Origin of the sequence: Lentzea sp. CA-135723 (assembly GCF_050936595.1) — a bacterium.
Lineage (GTDB): Bacteria > Actinomycetota > Actinomycetes > Mycobacteriales > Pseudonocardiaceae > Lentzea.
In genome coordinates this window covers 7398789-7419753 of record NZ_JBNJMK010000001.1, presented here as the reverse complement: position 1 = coordinate 7419753, position 20965 = coordinate 7398789, and the positions used below count along the sequence as shown (strand labels likewise).

20 protein-coding genes and 1 pseudogene are annotated in these 20965 nt (G+C 68.6%); 11 read left to right on the top strand and 10 right to left on the bottom strand.

From position 1 onward, the window contains the following. The first annotated feature begins 189 nt into the window (after positions 1-189). Complete coding sequence (locus tag ACQEU1_RS34800) at positions 190-1218, top strand: hypothetical protein (RefSeq protein ID WP_433210766.1); 1029 nt, start codon at positions 190-192, stop codon at positions 1216-1218. Here the strand turns inward: ACQEU1_RS34800 and ACQEU1_RS34795 are convergent. Next, positions 1191-1991 carry an SAM-dependent methyltransferase gene (locus ACQEU1_RS34795; protein WP_433210764.1) on the bottom strand — a complete coding sequence of 267 codons (801 nt, stop codon included), beginning with the start codon at positions 1989-1991 and terminating at the stop codon, positions 1191-1193. The two genes, ACQEU1_RS34800 and ACQEU1_RS34795, sit on opposite strands and share 28 nt — an antisense overlap. Before the next feature lie 82 nt (positions 1992-2073). Here ACQEU1_RS34795 and ACQEU1_RS34790 point away from each other — a divergent pair, with 82 nt between their 5' ends. Both ACQEU1_RS34790 and lon read left to right on the top strand, forming a co-directional pair. Further along, complete coding sequence (locus ACQEU1_RS34790; protein ID WP_433210762.1) at positions 2074-2784, top strand: hypothetical protein; 711 nt, start codon at positions 2074-2076, stop codon at positions 2782-2784. Between the two features lie 76 nt (positions 2785-2860). Then, the gene (lon, locus tag ACQEU1_RS34785; RefSeq protein WP_433210760.1) at positions 2861-5209 is read left to right on the top strand and encodes an endopeptidase La; all 2349 of its coding nucleotides are present in this window, start codon (positions 2861-2863) and stop codon (positions 5207-5209) included. A gap of 93 nt (positions 5210-5302) precedes the next feature. Here the strand turns inward: lon and ACQEU1_RS34780 are convergent, their stop codons facing one another. The 3 genes and pseudogenes from ACQEU1_RS34780 to ACQEU1_RS34770 all read right to left on the bottom strand — a co-directional run bounded on the left by ACQEU1_RS34780 (position 5303) and on the right by ACQEU1_RS34770 (position 7069). Next, positions 5303-5773 carry an AMIN-like domain-containing (lipo)protein gene (locus tag ACQEU1_RS34780; RefSeq protein ID WP_433210758.1) on the bottom strand — a complete coding sequence of 157 codons (471 nt, stop codon included), beginning with the start codon at positions 5771-5773 and terminating at the stop codon, positions 5303-5305. 10 nt (positions 5774-5783) lie between these two features. Next, positions 5784-6228 (bottom strand): annotated as a pseudogene (locus ACQEU1_RS34775) (AMIN-like domain-containing (lipo)protein). 67 nt (positions 6229-6295) lie between these two features. Beyond that, a complete protein-coding gene (locus tag ACQEU1_RS34770) occupies positions 6296-7069 on the bottom strand; it encodes a polysaccharide deacetylase family protein (protein WP_433210756.1) in 774 nt (257 codons plus the stop codon). A gap of 88 nt (positions 7070-7157) precedes the next feature. Between ACQEU1_RS34770 and ACQEU1_RS34765 the strand changes: the two genes are divergently transcribed. The 3 genes from ACQEU1_RS34765 to ACQEU1_RS34755 all read left to right on the top strand — a co-directional run bounded on the left by ACQEU1_RS34765 (position 7158) and on the right by ACQEU1_RS34755 (position 10151). Then, complete coding sequence (locus ACQEU1_RS34765; protein ID WP_433210754.1) at positions 7158-7685, top strand: YbhB/YbcL family Raf kinase inhibitor-like protein; 528 nt, start codon at positions 7158-7160, stop codon at positions 7683-7685. A 614-nt stretch (positions 7686-8299) separates the two neighbouring features. Continuing rightward, complete coding sequence (locus tag ACQEU1_RS34760; RefSeq protein ID WP_433210752.1) at positions 8300-9673, top strand: mycothione reductase; 1374 nt, start codon at positions 8300-8302, stop codon at positions 9671-9673. Between the two features lie 64 nt (positions 9674-9737). Next, a complete protein-coding gene (locus ACQEU1_RS34755) occupies positions 9738-10151 on the top strand; it encodes a hypothetical protein (protein ID WP_433210750.1) in 414 nt (137 codons plus the stop codon). On the opposite strand, the gene ACQEU1_RS34750 is transcribed toward ACQEU1_RS34755, so the two are convergent. Further along, complete coding sequence (locus ACQEU1_RS34750) at positions 10148-10552, bottom strand: VOC family protein (RefSeq protein ID WP_433210748.1); 405 nt, start codon at positions 10550-10552, stop codon at positions 10148-10150. The two genes, ACQEU1_RS34755 and ACQEU1_RS34750, sit on opposite strands and share 4 nt — an antisense overlap. A 55-nt stretch (positions 10553-10607) precedes the next feature. After that, positions 10608-11783 (bottom strand): MFS transporter, encoded by a 1176-nt coding sequence (locus ACQEU1_RS34745; RefSeq protein ID WP_433210746.1) that lies wholly within the window; start codon positions 11781-11783, stop codon positions 10608-10610. Between the two features lie 117 nt (positions 11784-11900). Between ACQEU1_RS34745 and ACQEU1_RS34740 the strand changes: the two genes are divergently transcribed. Genes ACQEU1_RS34740 through ACQEU1_RS34730 form a run of 3 tightly spaced genes read left to right on the top strand, consistent with a single transcriptional unit; the run spans position 11901 to position 14816 of the window. Beyond that, on the top strand, positions 11901-12572 hold the full coding sequence (locus ACQEU1_RS34740; protein WP_433210744.1) for a FadR/GntR family transcriptional regulator: 672 nt from the start codon (positions 11901-11903) through the stop codon (positions 12570-12572). A gap of 52 nt (positions 12573-12624) precedes the next feature. Next, positions 12625-13728 carry an epoxide hydrolase family protein gene (locus tag ACQEU1_RS34735; protein ID WP_433210742.1) on the top strand — a complete coding sequence of 368 codons (1104 nt, stop codon included), beginning with the start codon at positions 12625-12627 and terminating at the stop codon, positions 13726-13728. Next, the gene (locus tag ACQEU1_RS34730; protein ID WP_433210740.1) at positions 13725-14816 is read left to right on the top strand and encodes a winged helix DNA-binding domain-containing protein; all 1092 of its coding nucleotides are present in this window, start codon (positions 13725-13727) and stop codon (positions 14814-14816) included. Before ACQEU1_RS34735 ends, ACQEU1_RS34730 begins: the two co-directional genes overlap by 4 nt. Here the strand turns inward: ACQEU1_RS34730 and ACQEU1_RS34725 are convergent. After that, positions 14800-15696: a LysR family transcriptional regulator gene (locus ACQEU1_RS34725; RefSeq protein WP_433210738.1), complete on the bottom strand. Its 897-nt coding sequence runs from the start codon at positions 15694-15696 to the stop codon at positions 14800-14802. The two genes, ACQEU1_RS34730 and ACQEU1_RS34725, sit on opposite strands and share 17 nt — an antisense overlap. Positions 15697-15769: 73 nt before the next feature. Between ACQEU1_RS34725 and ACQEU1_RS34720 the strand changes: the two genes are divergently transcribed. Next, positions 15770-16663, top strand: a complete 894-nt coding sequence (locus ACQEU1_RS34720) for an EamA family transporter (RefSeq protein ID WP_433210736.1) — start codon at positions 15770-15772, stop codon at positions 16661-16663. Here the strand turns inward: ACQEU1_RS34720 and ACQEU1_RS34715 are convergent. Continuing rightward, positions 16587-18086, bottom strand: a complete 1500-nt coding sequence (locus ACQEU1_RS34715) for a cobyric acid synthase (protein WP_433211965.1) — start codon at positions 18084-18086, stop codon at positions 16587-16589. The two genes, ACQEU1_RS34720 and ACQEU1_RS34715, sit on opposite strands and share 77 nt — an antisense overlap. Positions 18087-18114: 28 nt before the next feature. Here ACQEU1_RS34715 and ACQEU1_RS34710 point away from each other — a divergent pair, with 28 nt between their 5' ends. Then, on the top strand, positions 18115-18795 hold the full coding sequence (locus tag ACQEU1_RS34710; protein ID WP_433210734.1) for a hypothetical protein: 681 nt from the start codon (positions 18115-18117) through the stop codon (positions 18793-18795). 37 nt (positions 18796-18832) lie between these two features. On the opposite strand, the gene ACQEU1_RS34705 is transcribed toward ACQEU1_RS34710, so the two are convergent. Further along, entirely contained in the window at positions 18833-20062 is a 1230-nt protein-coding gene (locus ACQEU1_RS34705) for an RNA-guided endonuclease InsQ/TnpB family protein (RefSeq protein WP_433210732.1), read from the bottom strand. A 40-nt stretch (positions 20063-20102) separates the two neighbouring features. Further along, positions 20103-20960 carry a type I methionyl aminopeptidase gene (gene map / locus ACQEU1_RS34700; protein ID WP_433210730.1) on the bottom strand — a complete coding sequence of 286 codons (858 nt, stop codon included), beginning with the start codon at positions 20958-20960 and terminating at the stop codon, positions 20103-20105. Between the last annotated feature and the right edge of the window lie 5 nt (positions 20961-20965).

Sequence of the window (20965 nt, the reverse complement as noted above, 5' to 3'; positions counted from 1 at the left end):
GACCAGCCACCACCCCGTTAGCAGGTCGGTGAGTCCCTCACCCGTCCGAGCTATCGCCTTGACTGGCCGCGCTAGCCTGGTGCCGTGACGCGATTTAGCCGCCCCCGACCTGCGTGGGTGGCGCGCGCCTGAAACTCCCTGTCGGTCGGGGGACTCCGCATCCCACACCGACCAGAACGGGGAATCCCCATGTACCGCACCGAAGAACTCGTGCACGCCCTGAACGTCCGCGATCTCACCGATCCCGCGCAGGGCCCGCACGCTCTCCAGCTCCTGATCGACGCCCTGAGCCAGGTCCTGCACAACCCGCGGACCGTCCGCCACCACCCGGTCGTGCCGGTCGAGCACAACTACGAACTCCTCGGCTACCCGGCGGACGCCGTGACCAGGGAAGCCCGCTACACCAGGTACGTCAGCGAGACGTGCATGCTGCGCAGCCACACGTCGGCGATGATCCCGCCCGCGCTGAAGCACGCCACGCCGGACGTCACGTTGCTCTGTCCCGGCCTGGTCTACCGCCGTGACACGGTCGACCGGCTGCACACCGGCACCCCGCACCAGCTCGACGTCTGGCGCATCAGCACGAACGAGGAACCGCTCGATGACCTCATCCACGACGTCGTCACGACTCTGTTGCCCGGCAAGCGCTATCGCACGATCGACGCCGTGCACCCGTACACCACACACGGCAAGCAGATCGACGTGGAGCACAACGGTGAGTGGGTGGAGATCGGTGAGTGCGGCAGGGCGGCGCGGCACGTCCTCAAGCACCACCCGCACGGCCTCGCGATGGGGCTGGGGCTCGACCGCGTGCTGATGCTGCGCAAGGAGATCCCGGACATCCGCCTGCTGCGCAACGAGGACCCGCGCATCGCCACCCAGATGCTGGACCTGAGCCCCTACCGGCCGATCTCGAAACACCCGGCCGCGATCAGGGACGTCTCGATCATGGCGAACGGCCACGACGACGTCGAAACGCTCGGCGACCGCATCCGCGCGCTGGTACCGGAGGACGTCGTCGAGGAGATCGAGATCCTCAGCGAGACGCGCACCGAGGATCTGCCCGCGCACGTCCGGGAACGGCTGAACGCCGAACCCGGTCAGAAGAACGTGCTCCTCCGCGTGACGATGAGGGCGCCGGAGCGCACCCTCACCGACCGCGAGACCAACGAGATCAGGGACAGGCTGCTTCAGGGCTTGCGGGCGACGGCGCCGTAGATGCCCACGTGGGCGTCGTCGAAGGAGTCCGGGCGCCAGTCGTTGACCGCGACGACGCCCGGCTCCAGCAGTTCCATGCCGTCGAAGAACTTCGTGACCTCGGCGTGCGTGCGCATCTTGAGCTGGTTGTCGGAGCTGCTGTAGATCTTGGCGATCTCCGCCGCCTCCGCCTTCTCCTGGTCGGAGAGCGTGTCCCAGGTGGCGTGGGTGATCGCGAGGTGCGAGCCGGACGGCAGCGCGGCCATGTACTCGGCGATCGCCTCGTACGGGCTGTCGGTGTCCTGGATGAAGTGCAGCGCGGCGATGATGAGCACGCCGACCGGGCGGCTGAAGTCGAGGGTCTCGCGGGCGGCGGCGAGGACCGTCGAGGTGGCGCGCAGGTCGGCGAGGACGGCGTTGGCGTTGGGGTTGTCGGCGAGCAGCGCGTTGCTGTGCGAGACGGCGACCGGTTCGAAGTCGACGTACACCACGCGTGCGTTCGGGTCGTCGTGCTGGGCGATCTCGTGGACGTTGCCCACGGTCGGGATGCCGGAGCCCAGGTCGAGGAACTGGTCCACGCCCTGCGCCATCAGGTGGCGGACGACCCTGCGCAGGAACGAGCGGTTCGCCTGCGCGCTCTGGGCGACACCGGGGAAGATCGATTCAACCTGCTTGGCTGCGGCGCGGTCGGCCTCGAAGTTGTGCGAGCCGCCCAGGTAGTAGTCGTACATCCGCGCGACGCTCGGGCGCGTGACGTCAACGGTCGACGGAACCCACTTCAGCTCTTCCTTCACGCCCGCATCCTCCGTTGTCGCCGCACGGGTGTCCACCGCCACACATCCGAACCGGATCGGTTCCGGCCACGTGTCAGGAACCATGCACTCCAGCACCGCTGAACGCCACGCGAGGTTCCGCCTTCTCAGGGAACGCTCGCCGGTGCACTTCGACGCCGACATCGGTGGCTGGTGCATCACCCGTTACGACGACGTACTCACAGTGCTCGACCTGGAGTCCGATCACCCGGAACCGTTACCCAGACGGGCTATCGCGCACGCCGTGAAGCTCGCCAGGCCGGTGATCACGCTGAGCACGCTCGAGGTGCTCGACGCCGACGACGCCACGTTCGCGCGGTCGGTCGCGGCCACGGCGGCCGAGGCGTTCACGCTCGCGCACGGCGCGGAGGAGTTCGCCGCGCCGGCCCTCGCGACCACCGAGGCGTTCCTCGCCAACGCCTTGCACGCCCTCCAAGGCCACCCCGATCAGGCGACGCTGCTGCGGAACTCCCCCGAGCTCGCCAGGGACGCCGTCGAGGAGCTGCTGCGGTTCGACACCCCGATCCCCGTCGCTCCCGCCCGCCGGACGTCCCGCGCCGTCGTGCTGAGCGGGCGTACGGTCGAAGCCGGCGAGACGATCCTGCCGTTCGTCGCGGCGGCCAACCGGTGCTCGGTGAAATTTCCCGGCGGCGACCGCCTCGACCTGCGGCGCAAGCCCGTGGGGGTGCTGTCCTCGTGCCCCACGAGCACGGCGCTGGCCCACGTCACCGGCGAGATCGCGCTGGTCAGACGCTTGAAGGCCACCGCTCGCTGAGAGCGAACACGGCAGGGGAACACCAGCAGACTCCAGTTGGTTGAGCGGTACAGACTCAACTTTGGAGGATGACGAGATGGGCGAAACCCTGGCCCTGCCGGTTCTGCCGCTGGACGACGTCGTGGTGCTTCCCGGCATGGTCGTGCCGATCCGCATCTCCGGTGCGGACGCGAGCGCCGAGGCCCGTGCGGCCGTAGACGCCGCCACGACCGCCGCCAATCATCAAGTGCTGCTCGTCCCACGGCTGGACGGGAAGTACGCAGCAGTAGGCACATTGGCCGAGATCGAGCAGGTGGGCCGTCTGCCCGGTGGCGAACGCGCCGCCGTCGTGCGCGGCACCAAGCGCGTGCGCATCGGCACGGGCACCACGGGGCCGGGCGCGGCGCTGTGGGTGAACGCGACGATCGCGGACGACTCCCCGATCACGGACCGGACCCGCGAGCTCGCCAAGCAGTACCGCGCGCTCGTGACGAACATCCTGCAGACGCGCGGCGCGTGGCAGATGGTCGACTCGGTCCAGCAGATCACCGACCCGTCCGCCCTCGCGGACCTCGCGGGCTACGCCTCGTACCTCGACGACGAGCAGAAGATCTGGCTGCTGGAGACGTCCGACGTCACCACCCGGCTGGAGAAGCTGGTCGAGTGGGGCCAGGCGCACCTGACCGAGCTCGACGTCAACGAGACGATCGCGAAGGACGTCAAGGAAGGCGTCGAGAAGCAGCAGCGGGAGTTCCTGCTGCGCCAGCAGATGGCCGCGATCCGCAAGGAACTGGCCGAGCTCGACGGCAAGCCCGCGACCGAGCAGGAGGACTACCGCGCTCGCGTCGAGGCGGCGGACCTGCCGGAGAAGGTCGCGAAGGCGGCGCTGGCCGAGGTCGACAAGCTGGAGCGCACCTCCGAGCAGTCGCCAGAGGTGGGCTGGATCCGGACGTGGCTCGACACCGTCCTCGAGATGCCGTGGAACGAGCGGACCGAGGACTCCTACGACATCAAGGCGGCGCGCGAGATCCTCGACGCCGACCACGCGGGCCTCGACGACGTGAAGCAGCGCATCACGGAGTACCTCGCCGTGCGCAAGCGTCGTGCCGACCGCGGCATGGGCGTGGTGGGCGGACGTCGTTCCGGCGCCGTGCTCGCGCTGACGGGCCCTCCCGGCGTCGGCAAGACGTCGCTCGGTGAGTCCGTGGCACGCGCGATGGGCCGCAAGTTCGTGCGGGTCGCGTTGGGCGGCGTGCGCGACGAGGCCGAGATCCGCGGTCACCGCCGCACCTACGTCGGCGCGTTGCCCGGCCGGATCGTGCGGGCAATCAGCGAGGCCGGTTCGATGAACCCGGTCGTGCTGCTGGACGAGATCGACAAGGTCGGCTCCGACTACCGCGGCGACCCCACGGCGGCGTTGCTCGAGGTGCTGGACCCGGCGCAGAACCACACGTTCCGCGACCACTACCTGGAGGTCGAGCTCGACCTCTCGGACGTCGTGTTCCTCGCGACCGCGAACGTCCTGGAGTCGATCCCGGCGCCGTTGCTCGACCGCATGGAGCTCGTCCAACTCGACGGCTACACCGAGGACGAGAAGGTCACGATCGCCAGTGGCCACCTGCTGCCCCGCCAGATCGAACGCGCCGGCCTCACCCCTGAGGACGTGACGTTCGAGAAGCCCGCACTGCACCAGCTCGCGAGCGAGTACACGCGGGAAGCCGGTGTGCGGCAACTGGAACGCGCATTGGCCCGGATCCTGCGCAAGGTCACCGCGAAGGTGGCCCTGGGCGAGTCCGAGCTCCCGATCGTGGTCGACCAGCCGTCGCTGAAGGGCTACATCGGCAGCCCGAAGAACACGCCGGAGTCGGCGGAACGGACCTCGGTGCCCGGCGTGGCAACGGGTCTGGCCGTCACGGGAGTCGGCGGCGACGTGCTGTTCATCGAGGCCTCGCTGGCCCCGAAGGACACCGGCTCGACCGGCGTCACGCTCACCGGCCAGCTCGGCGAAGTGATGAAGGAGTCCGCGCAGATCGCGTTGTCCTACCTGCGGTCGCACGACGAGAAGGCCGCATCGCTGGCCGACCGAGGCGTGCACATCCACGTCCCGGCGGGCGCGGTGCCGAAGGACGGACCGTCGGCGGGCGTCACGATGACGACGGCGCTGGCGTCGCTGCTCTCGGGCCGCCCGGTGCGTTCCGACGTGGCGATGACGGGCGAGATCTCGCTGACCGGGCGGGTGCTGCCGATCGGTGGCGTGAAGCAGAAGCTGCTGGCCGCTCACCGTGCGGGCATCACGACCGTGCTGCTGCCTCAGCGCAACGAGCCGGACCTCGACGATGTGCCGGAGTCGGTGCGTGAGCAGCTGACGGTGCACTTCGTCTCGGACGTGGCCCAGGTGCTGGAGCACGCACTCTCGAAGGAGACCGTCGCGACCGTTGCGGCGTAACGGTTTCGTTGAATAGACCCCTCGTGGGGGCAGTAGCGGCGACTGCTGCCCCCACGAGGCTTTTCGCTCTTCGCAGAGCGATGATCAGCCGGTCTAGTACGAGTAGATGTCGATGACGACCCGGTCGGGGTTGGTCAGCGTGAACACCTTGTGCCACGAGTTCGGGTCGTCGTACGAGACCGCGATGCCCAGCGTGGCCTCGAAGTCGCAGGTGAACGCGATGCCCTTCACGTTCGTCAGGCCCTGCGGCACGAAGTTGCGCGGCCCGGTGTACGTCGGGTTGAAGTTCTCGCCGTACGACGCCGCGCCGTGGAACATCGTCTCGAGGATCTCGGTGCCCGCCAGCGGAACCGGGTTGCCGGAGGCGCAGTTCGAGACCTCGGTCGCCTCGCGGGACAGCGAGTTGCTCGGCAACCCGTTCATGTCCAGCACGATCCGCTCGAAGTTCTGGTGCTTGCCGGTCCGGATGTTCGTGAGCTCCGCGTGCCCGCTCGCCGATGCCACCGGCACCGCCGTGAACACCGCGGCCACCGCGAGCAGGACCGCTCCAAGTCGCCTCTTCACTTGCGCCCCCTCAGCTGTTGTCGAAGTCGATGACGACGCGACTCGGGTTGTCCAGGAACGAGACCGTGTACGCGCGGTTCGTGCCGGCGTAACCGATCCCGAAGCCCAGATGCGCCTCGAAGTCGCACGTGTTCGTGACGCTGCGGACCTTCTTGAGGCCGGGCGTGTCGAACGAGCGCTGCCCGGTGTAGTCGTGCGCGTTGGCGGGCTGCATGGTGATCTCGACGAACTCGTCGCCGTTGGCCGGCTTCGGTTTGCCGGACGCGCAGTGGTACAGCTCAGGCGTGCGTGACGCTCGGCCGTGGCCCGCTGAACTCGAACACGACCCGGTCGAACGTGGCGTGCTGCCCGGTCCGGATGGCGGTCAGCTCGTTGCCCTCGGCCGCCACCGCCGCCGGCGCGACGCTCACCGCCAGACCCGCGGCGGCGAGCACTGCTGCTGCGATTCGCTTCATCTCTCCCCCTCTGCCCAGAAGGCGCCCGCGTACGACACGCGGGTCCCCAGCCCCCTGGTTGCCCTGGTCACCCCAGAAAGTCCTCCAGCGGCACCGGCGTCAGCCCGTCCTGCTTCGCCCGGTTCAGGAACGCGGTGAAGTCCTCGACGAACGTGGTCCGGAAGTGCATGAGCACGATGTCGCCCTTGTTGAGCTTGTCCCCCTGCTGGAACTGCACGCGCCCGTCGTTGACGGCGGCCGTCCAGTTGACCAGCGCCTTGAAACCGCAGCTCGCCGCCGCGTGCCGGGTCGTCGAGTCGTAGTTCCCGAACGGCGGCCGGAACAGCGTGGGCCGCTTCCCGTAGTCCGCGGCCAGGAAGTCCGCGTTGCCGCAGATCTCGTGCTTCTGGAACTCGAGCCCCTTGCCCTGCAGGTTGGGGTGGTTCGTCGTGTGGCTGTGCACGGTCACCGGCAGCTGCTTGAAGTAGTCCTTGTGGCCCTCGGCGTACTTGGTGTTGAGGAACACCGACGGCCACACCCCGGCCTCGACCATGAGCTCGCGCGCCTTCGGGTGCTGCACCGCGCCGTCGTCGATCGTGATGAACACGTACGGCTTGTCCGTCGTGATGCGCGTGACGACGGGAACCATCCCGTCCACGATCGCGGGCGCCTTCGCCTGCACCGTCCCGTAGGGGTACGGCGGCTCGAACATCCGCTTGGGCCGCTCCTGCGTGGTCGTCGTGGTGACCGGCGCGTTCGACGTGGTCAACACCGGCCCACCGGTGCCCGCGCCGGGCGCGTCAGCACACGACACCACCCCGGCGACCAGCAAAAAGGCAGCAAAAAGCCGCAACCTGGACATCAAAAATCCCCCTCCACGCGAAAGACGCCGCGCAGGCCCCCATGGTTGCACGGGACTAGGGTCGAACTGATCACAAGAGGAGGACTCCATGAGCCTTGAGCGCCCAGTCGCACCCGACCCCTACCTGCTGCTCCCCGCGGTGGACACCTTCACCGTCACCTCGACGGACGTGCGCGACGGCGAACAGCTCCCCGACGCCCAGGTCTTCGAAGGCGGCAACACCTCACCCCAGCTCTCCTGGTCCGGCTTCCCGGCGGAAACCCGCAGCTTCACCGTCACCTGCTACGACCCGGACGCCCCCACCCCCTCCGGCTTCTGGCACTGGGTGGCGGTCAACCTCCCGGCCACCACCACCCAATTGGACACCGGCGCAGGCGCCTCCGACGCCACACTTCCGGGTGACGCCTTCCACGTGCGCTCCGACTACAGCACCCGAGCGTTCGGCGGCGCGGCCCCGCCCAAGGGCGACCAGCCGCACCGCTACTACTTCGTGGTGCACGCGGTGGACGTGGACAAGCTGGACGTGGACACCGACGCCTCGGCGGCGGTGGTCAGCTTCAACCTGGCCTTCCACACCCTGGCCCGCGCGATCATCACCCCGACCTACCAGCACTGAGGCACGCTGACGCAGGGGTCCCCTCGTACTCAGGCTCCCCCGCGACCCAACGTACCGACGAGGTCTGACAGCCAAGGCGATCAAGAAACGGCACGCCTGACGGCACGCGCGGCCGAAGGCGAGCCGACCTGACGGCACGCCTGACGGCACGCGAAGCCGAAGGCGAGCCGACCCGACGGCGAAGCCGAGGCGGTTGGCTTTTGCCTTGAGCCAAGAGGGCCCGGCGGTGGGGTCCCGTCACGAGTCGCGCCACAGCTCTTGCTGCACCAGAGCAGGGGTGTCAAACGGACACGCTTTTCGTCCGTTTGACACCCCTGCTCTGGTGTGGCCCGCTCTTGGTGCGACTCGTGACGGGACCCCACCGCCAACGCAACCAAACTACGAAACAGGCGGCCGCTCTAAGCAACAGGCGTGCCATCAACCCGCGAGTGGCGCGGTGCCCCCCGATCAGATTGCCGGGGGTCTGGGGGCAGAGCCCCCGGAGGGAAGCACGCACCAGGAACCCGCAAACGCAACAGGGGAACGCGACCCAACAGGAGCGACACAGCACCCCGTAAGCCCCACGTAATCCCCACCACGGAACACAACCACCCCCGAAATGGTTGGATCCACACGTGAGGCACTTCGACCTGGTCATCATCGGCACCGGCTCCGGCAACAGCATCCCGGCGGAAGCCATGGCAGGCTGGCAGATCGCCATCCTGGAAAAGGGCACCTTCGGCGGCACCTGCCTGAACGTGGGCTGCATCCCCACCAAGATGTTCGTCCACACCGCGGACCAGGCCGCAGCCCCGGCCAACGCCAAGAAGCTGGGCGTGGACGCGCACACGGACGCCGTCCACTGGCCGGAGATCCGCGACCGCATCTTCAACCGGATCGACCCGATCGCGGAGGGCGGCCGCAACTGGCGCGCCAACGAGAACGCGAACGTCACGGTCTACGAGGGCACGGCCCACTTCGTCGACGCCCACACGATCGACACCGGCACCGGCGAGACCATCACCGCCGACCGGGTCGTCATCGCCGCGGGCAGCCGTCCGACGATCCCGGCCATCGCGGACCTGGACGCCACCGGCTACCACACCAGCGACACGATCATGCGGCTCGACGAGCTGCCCGAGAGCCTCATCATCGTCGGCAGCGGCTTCATCGCGTCGGAGTTCGCGCACGTCTTCAGCAGCTTCGGCGTGAAGGTCACCGTGATCGCGCGCTCGAACCTGCTGCTGCGCCACGAGGACCTGGACATCGCGGAACGCTTCACCGAGATCGCCAAGGACAAGTGGAACGTCCTGCTCAACCGCAAGACCACGCGTGCCGAGAAGACGGACACCGGCGTCAGGCTCCACCTGGAGGGTCCGAACGGCGAGGAAACCGTTGAGGCGCAACAGCTCCTGATCGCCACCGGCCGTCAGCCGAACAGCGACCTGCTCCAGGTCCAGAACGCCGGTATCGACCTGCACGACGACGGACGCGTCAAGGTCGACGAGTTCCAGAAGACCAGCCGGCCGCACATCTTCGCGATGGGCGACATCAGCTCGGAGCACCAGCTCAAGCACGTCGCGAACCACGAGGCGCGGGTCGTGCAGCACAACCTGCTCAACCCGGACGACCAGGTCAAGTCCGACCACCGGTTCGTGCCGGCCGCCGTGTTCTCCAGCCCGCAGATCGCGAGCGTCGGGCTGACCGAGGAACAGGCCAAGGCAGCCGACATCCGGTACGTCACCGCGAGCCAGGCCTACGCGTCCATCGCGTACGGCTGGGCCATGGAGGACACGACCGGGTTCGCCAAGCTGATCGCCGACCCCGCCACCGGGCAGATCCTCGGCGCGCACATCATCGGGCCGCAGGCGTCGACGGTGATCCAGCCGTTGATCCAGGCGATGAGCTTCGGGCTGGACGCGAAGACCATGGCGCGCGGGCAGTACTGGATCCACCCGGCCATGCCGGAGCTCGTGGAGAACGCGCTGCTGGCCCTGCCGCTGGACTGAAGGCCTTGAAGGACAGGGACTTCCGCCGCTGCCGAAAATCGGAATCTCCGACCAGGATGCAGCGATGACAGACAAAGTCCTCGTCGCCTACACCTCGAAGATCGCCGCCACGGACGAGATCGCCCAGATCATCGGCACCGAACTCGCGGGCTGCGGCTTGAGAGTCACCGTGCTCTCGATCGCCGCCGCGCAGACGCTCGACGGGTTCGGTGCCGTGATCATGGGGGACGCGGCCACCCGGGACGCGCAACGGTTCGTCAAGCGGCACAAGGTCTCCCTCAGGCACACGCCGCTGTGGCTGTTCCACCGCGGCACGCCGCCGGTGCCGAACGACGTCACGCGCATGATCAGGAAACTGGGTGCCAGCGGGCCGATCAGCTTCGGCGGCGCGGCCCCCGACTGGGACCGCGCCAAGGCCTGGGCCCGCTACCTCGCCGACCAGCTCACCGTGCTGCACCGCGGTTTCGCGTCCAACTAGGCCTGCTGGATCCGGACCGTGTTGCCGGCCGGGTCGCGGAACACGCAGTCGCGCGCGCCCCAGGGCTGGTCGGTCGGCTCCTGCACGACGTCCGCGCCGCCCGCCTGGAGCTTGTCGAACGCCCCGTCGAGGTCCGGGCAGGCCAGGTTGATGTACGCGTACGAGCCGTTCGAGATCATCTCGGTGATCGCGGTGCGCTGCGCATCCGTCAGCCCCTCGGCCATCGCCGGCGGCTCCAGCACGACGGACGACGCCGAGCCGGCGGGAGCGACGGTGATCCACCGCATCGTGCCCTTGCCGACGTCGGCGCGGACCTCCCACCCGAGCAGGTCGCGGTAGAACGCCAGCGAGGCGTCGGGGTCGGTGTGCGGCAGGAACGTGGCGTGAATCGTGATGTCCATGCCGACAACGCTAGGACCAGCGCGAACGCGCCGCTTCTCGATTCCTGACCAACCGTCAGACGTACCGGGGGCGCCCGGCGATCATGCCCAGCACGGTCAACGCCGCCAGCAGCACGAGCTGCAGCCCGAGCGACACCGTCCACGTGCCGGTGGCCTCCCGCAGCACGCCGAACGCGAACGGCCCGGAGGCCGCGATCAGGTAGCCGAGGCTCTGCGCCATCGCCGACAGCCGCGCGGTGTCCGAAGTGGACTTGGTGCGCAACGACATCACCAGCAGCGCCAGCGGGAACATGCCCATCCCGAACCCGATCAGCACCACCCACAGCCCCGGCGCCGCCGAAGGTGCCACGAGCATCCCCAGCATGCCCGCGAACGACAGCACGCCCAGCGCCAGCACCATCGGCGCCTGGCTGGAGAACCGGGCGGCGATCGGCGGCACGAACAGGCTGACCGGCACGCTCAGCAGCATCGAGACGGCGAGCAGCATCCCCGCCGTGTTCCGGTCGACGCCGGAGTCCACCAGCATCGCCGGCAGCCAGCCCATGACGGTGTAGGCGAAGAGCGACTGCAACCCGAAGAACACGGTGATCACCCACGCCAGCGGGCTGCGCAGCAACGACCGCTGCTCGACCGGAGCGGCGGAGCGCACGACGGACGCCGCCGACCCGTGCCGGGCGCCCGCGAACCACACGACGACGGCCCCGAGCGACAGCAACGCCCACGCGCCGACCGCGAGCCGCCACGACCCCAGCCAGTCCTCCAGCCGAGGCGTCAGAGCGGCCGCCAAAGCCGCACCGGCGGACAAAGTGCCCGTGTACACACCGGTGATCAGCCCGACCCGAGTCGGGAAGGACGCCTTCACCACCACCGGGATCAGCACGTTCGACACCGCGATGCCCGCGCACGCGATGAAGGTGCCGCCCAGCACGACCCACGGACCGTCGATCACGCGCAGCACCAGGCCGAGCGTGAGCACCCCCAGTGAAAGTCCGATCGCGCGGGCCATGCCGAGGCGGCGACCCAGCCAGGGCGCGGCGAACGCCGCGAAGCCGAAACAAAGCGCCGGAACGGCCGTCAGCGCACTGGTCCATGCGGCGGAAACCCCAAGGGCGGCGCGGACATCACCGAGGACCGAGGCCAGACTGGTCACCGCCGGACGGAGATTCGCGGCAGCGAGGGCGACCCCGATCGCGAGCAACGCGGACCCGACCAGCGGAACGTGACGATTCATGACGACCGTCACCCTGCGACCCGGATCGGTGGCAGTCTGTGCGGCAAGAACCGTCTGCTTCATCGTCACGCGCTTCACTATCGCAGACGTAGGATGTTCGGATGAAAGGACGACGCTGTGCCGTTGGCCACTACCCGACGGGCGGGCCTGGTCGACCAGGTGATCGAGCAGATGCGGGGCGCGATCACGACTGGTGAATGGCCCGTCGGGCAGCGCATCCCGCCCGAGCCCGAGCTGGTCACCGCGCTCGGGGTGGGCAGGAACACGGTCCGCGAGGCCGTGCGCGCGCTCTCCCACGCCGGACTGCTGGAGGTGCGGCAGGGCGACGGCACGTTCGTCCGCGCGACCAGCGAGCTCTCCGGCGCGGTCCGCCGCATGTGCGGGACAGAGCTCAAGGAGGTCCTCCAGGTCCGCCGCACCCTGGAGGTGGAGGGCGCCCGCCTCGCCGCCAAGCACCGCACCGAGGCCGAGCTCGCGCGGCTCACCGAGGTGCTGGCCAAGCGCGACGCCGCCATGGAGAACGAGCAGTGGGCCGAGGTGATCGAGCACGACACCGCGTTCCACGTGCTGCTCGTCCAGTGCTCGCACAACGCGCTTCTAGCGGAGCTCTACCAGGGCTTGACCGAGGCCGTCAAAGCTTCGGTGGCGGCTTCTGTCGACACCAGCCAGCCTGGTCAGGACCAGGTGTCGCACACCGGGCTGCTGCACGCGGTCCGTGACGGTGACCAGGAGAAGGCGGCGATCGAGGCGGGCGGTTTCTTCGAGGAGCTGATCGAGAAGTTCTGCTGACACGGACGAACGCGGACTGAAGTTGTCCGCATGAGCTCATAGCGTGGGGGCCATGGAGATCACGCCGTTCCGCATCGAGATCCCGCAGGCCGACGTCGACGATCTGCGCGCACGCCTCGCGAACGCGCGCTGGCCGGAGGACGACCTGCCGGGCGTCGGCTGGTCGTACGGCATCCCGCTGAGCTACCTGCGCCCGCTGGCCGACCACTGGCGTGACGGGTTCGACTGGCGGGCGCAGGAGGAACGCCTCAACTCCTACCCGCAGTTCACGACGGAGATCAGCGGGCAGCGCATCCACTTCCTGCACGTCCGCTCGCAGAACCCGGACGCCACGCCGTTGCTGCTGATCCACGGCTGGCCGGGCTCGTTCGTCGAGTTCCTCAACGTGATCGAGCCGCTCTCCGAGGACTTCCACCTCGTCATCCCGTCGATCCCCGGCTTTGGCTTCTCGGGCACGACGAAGAAGCCGGGCTGGAACGTCCTGCGCGTCTCGTGGGCGTTCGCGAAGCTCATGGAAGGCCTCGGCTACGACCGCTACGGCACGCAGGGCGGCGACTGGGGCTCCGGCATCGCGCAGGAGATCGGCCGGGTGTTCCCCGAGCAGGTCATCGGCGTGCACGTGAACATGCTCCAGACGTTCCGGCCGCAGGGTGTGAACGACCTGAGCGACGAGGAACTGCGCGCGCTGGAGTCGCTCGACCACTACCAGAAGGAACTCTCCGGCTACATGCACCTGCAACGCAGCCGGCCGCGCACTCTCTCGTACGCGCTCACGGACAGCCCCGTCGGGCAGCTCGCGTGGATCGCCGAGAAGTTCCACGACTGGACCGACAACGACGGCGCACCTGAGGACGCGGTGGACCGCGACCAGATGCTGACCAACGTGTCGATCTACTGGTTCACCGGCACGGCGGGCTCCTCGGCGGCGCTCTACAAGGAGCAGTCGGCGAACTGGGGCAACCAGCAGCCGTCGACCGTGCCGACCGGTGTGGCGGTCTTCCCGCACGACCTCAGTCTGCCGGTGCGGTCGCTGGCGGAGAAGATGATCCCGACGATCGTGCACTGGACCGAGTTCGACCGCGGCGGTCACTTCGCCGCGATGGAGGAGCCGGACCTGCTGGTCCAAGACATCAGGAAGTTCTTCAAATCGCTGTGAGCACAACACTGTCGAACCGCACCCTCAACCGCACGCTGCTCGCGCGGCAGTTGTTGCTGGAGCGGACGTCCATGCCGATCGTGGACGCCGTCGAGCACCTCGGCGGTCTCCAGGCCCAGGCCCCCATCCCGCCGTACCTCGCCCTGTGGACGCGGCTCAAGCCGTACAAGGTCGACGCGCTGAGCAAGCTCATCATCGACCGCTCGCTGGTGCGGATGACGTTGTGGCGCGGCACTTTGCACCTCATCTCCGCAAGCGACGTGTACTTGATGCGCACGGCGTTGCAGCCGGAGCTGAACAAGTGGGCGAAGATCGTGATGCCGCCCGCGACCAGGGTCGAGATCGACCTGGAGAAGCTGGCGCGGATCACCCGCGAGTACATCGACGCCGAACCGCGCACGGTCGCGGAGATCGGCGCGCACCTCGAGGAGCACTTCCCCGAGGCCAAGGCGCGCGAGATGTCCACGCAGGCGCAGATGCTGGTGCCGATGATCCAGGTGCCGCCGCGCGGGATCTGGGGCGTGGGCGGCGTGCCGCAGAACGTCGCGATGGCGTCGTGGCTCGGCCGCGAGCTTCCGTCAGAAGCCGCCGTGCCGGAGCTGATCAAGCGGTACCTGCGGGCGTTCGGACCGGCGACGCTCGCGGACATGCAGGCGTGGTCGCGGCTGATCGGGCTGAAGGCGCACGCGGCCGACCTGGACCTCGTGGAGTACAAGAACGAGGCGGGGAAGGTGCTGCTGGACGTGCCGGACGGGCTGATCGTGTCCGAGGACGTGCCCGCGCCCGCCCGGCTGCTGCCCGCGTTCGACAACGTGCTGCTCGGGCACGCGGACCGGCAGCGGATCATGAGCGAGGACGCGCGATCGCGGTGGGGTGCGGTGCGCAACGGCGTGTTCCCGCCGACGTTCCTGGTGGACGGGTTCCTCCGCGGCACCTGGAACGTCGTGGAGAACAAGGACGCGGCGACGCTCACGATCGAGCCCTACGTGAAGACCACCAAGAAGGACATGGCCGGGGTGATCCGCGAGGCCAAGGCGGTGCTGAAGGTGATGTCACCGAAGAAGCCGCACGTCATCGTGGCTCCCTAGCCCGGATCACGTCCAGCGTCGCGGTGATGGCGGGCCTGCGCGAGGCCTGGGTCCGCCACACCGCGTACAGCCGGCGGGTGGGCGTGGGCCGCAGCGGCACGATCCGGACGTTGCCCGGCACCTCTCCCCTGCCGAGCCTCGGGATCAGCGCGACGCCGATTCCCTTGGCCAGCAACGCCATCTGCGTGTGGTACTCGCTGATCCGGTACGCCACCACGGGTTCGATGCCCGCCCCGTGGAACGTCCGCTCCAGCCAGTCGAAGCAGATCGACCCCTCGACCTGGCAGATCCAGCGTTCCCCGGCGAGGTCGACCGGTTCGAGGAACTCCTTGCGCGACAACGGGTTCGACTCGGGCACCAGCACCTCGGCCACGTCCTCGCCGATGAACTCGCGGGACAGCGACTCCGGCACGGGCAACGGCGTGTTGGCCCAGTCGTGCACGATCGCGAGGTCCAGCTCGCCGCGCGCGACGGCCTCGGTGGCGTAGGGCGGGTCGATCTCGGTGAGCCGCACGTCCAGCGCCGGGTGCTGGTCGGCGAGGTTCACCAGGACGTCCGGCAGCAGGCCGCGCGAGGCCGTGGCGAACGCGCCGATGCAGAGCCTGCCGATCGCGGTGCCGCGCTGCTCCTCCAGCGCGACCTCGGCCTCCTCGACGAGCTTCAGCACCTGGTCCGCGGTCTCGGCGAGCAGCCGGGCGGCGTCGGTGAGGCGGACGCCCCTGCCGTTGCGTTCCAGCAGCGTGGTGCGGGTCTCGCGTTCGAGCTTCGCGATCTGCTGCGACACCGCGGACGGCGTGTAGCCGAGCACTTCGGCGGCGGCGCCGACCGTGCCGTGGGTCGCGATGGCGTGCAGTGCCTTCAGCCTGCCGAGGTCGAGCATGTAGCGATGCTAAACCCATCACCTTAGAAAGCGGAACTGGTGCTAAATAGTTAGCGCGCGCAAGCTTGACGGCATGAGTCCACGTCACGTCCTGCTCGCTGTGCTGGTGGCCGCCATCTGGGGCTTCAACTTCGTGGTGCTCAAGGTCGGTCTCGACGAGTTCCCGCCGATCCTGTTCTCCGCGCTGCGGTTCCTCGCGGCCGCAGTGCCCGCGGTCTTCTTCGTCGGACGGCCGTCGGTGCCGTGGCGCTGGATCATCGCGGTCGGGCTGGTGCTCGGCGTCGCGAAGTTCAGCCTGCTGTTCATCGGCCTGAAGGTCGGCATGCCCGCCGGCCTGGGTTCGCTGGTGCTGCAGAGCCAGGTGATCTTCACGACCGCGATCGCGGCGGTCGTGCTGCACGAGCGGCCGAAGCCCGTGCAGGTCGGCGGGATCGCGCTGGCGATCGCGGGCATCGGCGTGATCGCGTGGGACTACGGGATCTCGTCGCCGTTGCTCGGTTTCGCGCTGGTGATCCTGGCGGCGGCGTGCTGGGGCGTGTCGAACGTGCTCATGCGGTACGCGAGGCCGACCGACACGCTGCGGTTCATGGTGTGGGTGAGCGCCGTGGCGGTGGTGCCGCTGTTCGCGCTGTCGGCGTTGACGGAGGACATGAGCGCGCTCGGCCGCCTCGACTGGTCAGGGGCGGGCGCGATCGGGTACGTCGCGTGGATCTCGACGCTGCTCGGGTTCGGCGTCTGGGGATTCCTGCTGCGCCAGTACGAGTCGTCGGTCGTGGCGCCGTTCTCGTTGCTGGTGCCGGTGTTCGGGATGTTCTCGGCCTGGGCGATCCTCGGCGAGCAGATGAGCGCGGTGCAGCTCGGGGCCGGTGGGCTGGTGCTGGCCGGGCTCGCTATTCCCCAGCTGCTGGGGCGCCGGGCGGCACGAACGGCAGCCCTGCCGGAGCCCCTCGTTCCAGCAGGTCGATGACCGCCTTGGTGTCGAGGTGATCGGCGACCAGGTCGCCCAGCAGGTCCAGCTGGGCCTCGCGGGCGGCCTGGAAGCTCACCTGCTCCGGCTCGAAGTCCCGGCCGGCTCTTTCGGCGGCCCAGCTCAGGAACCTGCGGCGGAACGCGTCGTTCTCCAGCAGGCCGTGCCAGTGGGTGCCGACGACCCTGTCGGTCTGGGCGCCCTCGTCGCCGATCACCGGGCGTTCGGTGCTGCGGACGACCTGGCCGTGGTGGATCTCGTAGCCGGTGACCGGCTCGCCCCAGGCCTCTCCCTCCGGAGTGGCGAGGGTTTTCCGCGCCTGGAAGCGGATGTCCACGTCGAGCAGGCCGAGGCCGTCGACCGTGCCGTGCTGGGACTCGACGTCGTCCTCGATGCGCTTCGCGAGCATCTGGAAGCCGCCGCAGATGCCGAGGATCGGGCCGTCGAAGCGCTGGATCGCTTGTGCCAGGCCGGTTTCCCGCAGCCACGCGAGGTCGTCGACGGTGGCCTTCGAGCCGGGCAGCACGACCAGGTCCGCGTCGGCGAGGCGCGACGGCTCCGTGACGAACCGGACGGACACGCCGGGTTCGCAGGCCAACGCCTCGACGTCCGTGGCGTTCGAGATGCGCGGCAACCGGATCACGGCGACCCGCAGCCAGTCCTTCAGCGGCGGTCGCGGGCGGCCGACGACGCCGTCCGCGTTGTAGGACAACGAGTCCTCGGCGTCGAGCCACAGCTCCTCGCGCCACGGCAGCACGCCGAGCACCGGCCGTCCGGTCAGGGCCTCGATCTGCCTGAGCCCCGGCACGAGGAGCCTCGCGTCGCCGCGGAACTTGTTGACGACGAAGCCGGAGACCAACGCCTGGTCCGCCGCGTCGAGCACCGCGACCGTGCCGAAGAGGTGCGCGAACACACCGCCGCGGTCGATGTCGCCGATGATCAGCGTCGGCAGGTTCGCCCTGGTGGCCAGACCCATGTTCGCGATGTCGTTGGGACGCAGGTTGATCTCGGCCGGCGAGCCCGCGCCTTCGCAGATGACGACCTCGTGGTCGCGCCGCAGCCCGTCCAAAGTGGACGTCACGGTGTCGAGCAGCGCCTGCTTGCGTTCGCGGTAGCTCATCGCCGACACGGTCCCGACCGCCTGGCCGAGCACCACGACCTGGGACGTGCGGTCGCTGCCGGGCTTGAGCAGCACGGGGTTGAACCGCACGCTGGGTTCCTTGAAGGCCGCCCGCGCCTGCAGCGCCTGCGCGCGCCCGATCTCGCCGCCGTCGAGTGTGACGAACGAGTTGTTGGACATGTTCTGGGCCTTGAACGGCACGACGTCGACGCCCTGGCGTGCCAAGAAGCGGCACAGACCGGCGACCAGGACGCTCTTGCCCGCGTCCGAGGTCGTCCCACAGATCAACATCGCGCCCCGCATGGACGCCAATGCTGCCATCATCACCCCCATGGTCTCCGTCGTGCTCATGCACAGCCCGTTCCTCGGCCCTTCGAGCATGCGCCCGCTCGCCGACGAACTGGCCTCCGACGGGGTGGCCGTCCTGCTGGTCGACCTGCAGATGACGATCAACGAGGCACCGGTGCACCAGCGGCTGATCGGCGCGTTCGCCGACGCCCTGGAGGACTCCGGCGTCGCCGGCCCGCTCGTGCTGGTCGGGCACAGCGGCGCGGGCCCGTTGCTGCCGGGCTTCGCGGACGCGCTGGAACTCGACGTCGCCGGCCTGGTGTTCCTCGACTCCGACCTGCCGACACCGGGCCTCGCCTGGCGCGACACCGTCGATCCCGCGCTGGTCAGCCAGGTCAAGGCGTCGGTGCGCGACGGCCGCCTGCCGCGCTGGGACCGCTGGTTCGACTCGGACCCGTTGCGTCTCGTGCCCGCCGGGCTGCGCGAGGAGATGCGCGACGAGGCGCCCGAGGTGCCGTGGGAGTTCATGAAGGAGCAGCGCCCGAGCGTCGAGTGGACGGGGCCGTGCGGGTACGTGCTGCTGTCGCCGTTCTACGAGGAGGCGGCGGCGCGCGCGGAGACGCTGGGCTGGCCGGTCGAGCGCGTCGAGTCGCACCACCTGGCGGCCGCGACGTCGCCCTCGGCGGTCGCGGCCGCGCTGCGGTCCGTCCTCAGCAGACTTTGACTTCCTCTCCTCGGCAGAAGCGGAGAGCCCCACACGTTCAGCAACGTGCCGTGCTTGACGCACCACATCTCACGATGCGGGTTTCCCGCTTCACAGCGGACCGCGACGAGGGCCGGCCTCGTCGTCTTACATCTGCTCCACAGGCTTCACTCGAAATAGGGCTCCGAGTTACCGCTCGACCAGCGGCAAGGATGTTCTTCGCCGCGTTGACATCCCGATCGTGACGGGCGCGGCAGATCTGGCACGTCCAGCTTCTGGTCGACAGAGCGAGCTGTGCGAGTACATGCCCGCACGAACTGCACGTCTTGCTGGACGGGTACCAACGATCGACAACGGCCAGCGTCCGGCCGGCTCTTGCTGATTTGTATTCCAACATCGCACGGAACTCACGCCACGCGACATCGGAGATGGCGCGGGCGAGGCTGCGGTTGCGAACCATGTTCTTGACCGCCAGGTCTTCGATCGCCGCCAGGTCGTGGTCACGAACGAGATTCGTGCTCACACGATGAAGAAAATCGCGGCGAGCATTTCGAACCTTTCGATGCGCTGCGGCGACCTTCTTCCTGGCCTTCTCCCGATTCCTGGAACCAGGCCGGCAGCGACTCATGTACCGCTGGTACCTCGCAAGCCTGCGAGCTCTGCGCTCCAGGTACCGAGGGTTGGCGATCTCCTGCCCCGCGCTGGTGGTTGCGAAAGTGGTGATGCCGAGGTCGATTCCGACCTCGCGGCAGGTCTCGGGGGCCGATGCCGGTTCGGCGACATCGGCTGCCAAGGTCACATACCAACGACCGTCCGGCTCCCGCGACACTATGACTGTCGTCGGGTTCACGGTGTTCAAGTCGACAGCGGGCCAAGACCAGACCAACTCCAACGGCGCGCTGGTCTTGGCCAGCCACAGTTTCCCGTCACGCATCCGGAACGCCGAACGCGTGTAGTGCGCGGACTGACGACCACGCCGGGACTTGAACCTGGGACGCCGAGCGCGGCCAGCGAAGAAGTTGTTGAAAGCGACGTGCTGGTGCCGCAACACTTGTTGCAGCGGCACACTCGACACTTCGCCGAGAAAACCCAGCTCGTCCGTCTTCTTCCAGCCGGTCAACGCGGCATCAGTCTCCCGATATGCGGTCGCCCCTCCGCCAGTGCGGTACCTCGCTTGACGCTCAGCGAGAGTTTTGTTCCACACGAGACGGACACACCCGAACGTACGGCTCAACACTGCCGCTTGTTCTGGTGTGGGGTAGGCCCGACACCGGAAAGCCGTCCGCACAACGTCAAGCTAATGCATCCGGCACCCGCCAAAAGGGGCCTCAACAGACTGTGAGGATCTCCGAGCCCGTGTCGGTCACGACGATGGTGTGCTCGAACTGCGCGGTCCAGCTCTTGTCCTTGGTGGTGACGGTCCAGTTGTCGTCCCACATCTCGCCCTCGTAGTCCCCGAGGGTGATCATCGGCTCGATCGTGAACGTCATGCCGGGCTCCAGCACGGTCTTCACCGACGGCTCGTCGTAGTGCAGCACCACGAGCCCGCTGTGGAACGTGCGGCCGATGCCGTGGCCCGTGAAGTCGCGCACCACGCCGTAGCCGAAGCGCTTGGCGTACGCCTCGATGACGCGGCCGACGACGTTGAGCTCACGGCCGGGCTTCACGGCCTTGATGGCGCGCATCGTCGCCTCGTGGGTGCGCTCGACGAGGAGCTTCGCCTCCTCGGAGACGTTGCCCGCGAAGAACGTCGCGTTCGTGTCGCCGTGCACACCGCCGATGAACGCCGTCACGTCGATGTTGACGATGTCGCCGTCCTCGACCACGGTGCTGTCCGGGATGCCGTGGCAGATGACCTCGTTGAGCGAGGTGCAGCACGACTTCGGGAAGCCCCGGTAGCCGAGCGTCGACGGGTAGGCGCCGTTGTCGCACAGGAACTCGTGCGCCACCGCGTCGATCTCGTCCGTCGTCACGCCCGGCACGACGACCTTGCCGGCCTCCTGCAACGCCTGGGCGGCGAGGCGGCCGGCCACGCGCATGGCCTCGACGATCTCCGGCGGCTGCACCCACGGGTCGGTGCTCTTCTGCGGCGCGGGCTTGTCCACGTATTCGGGACGCACGATGCGCGAGGGCACCTGACGACGCGGGGATTGCACACCGGGTTGCAGTGGAGCACGAACAGCCATGCGTT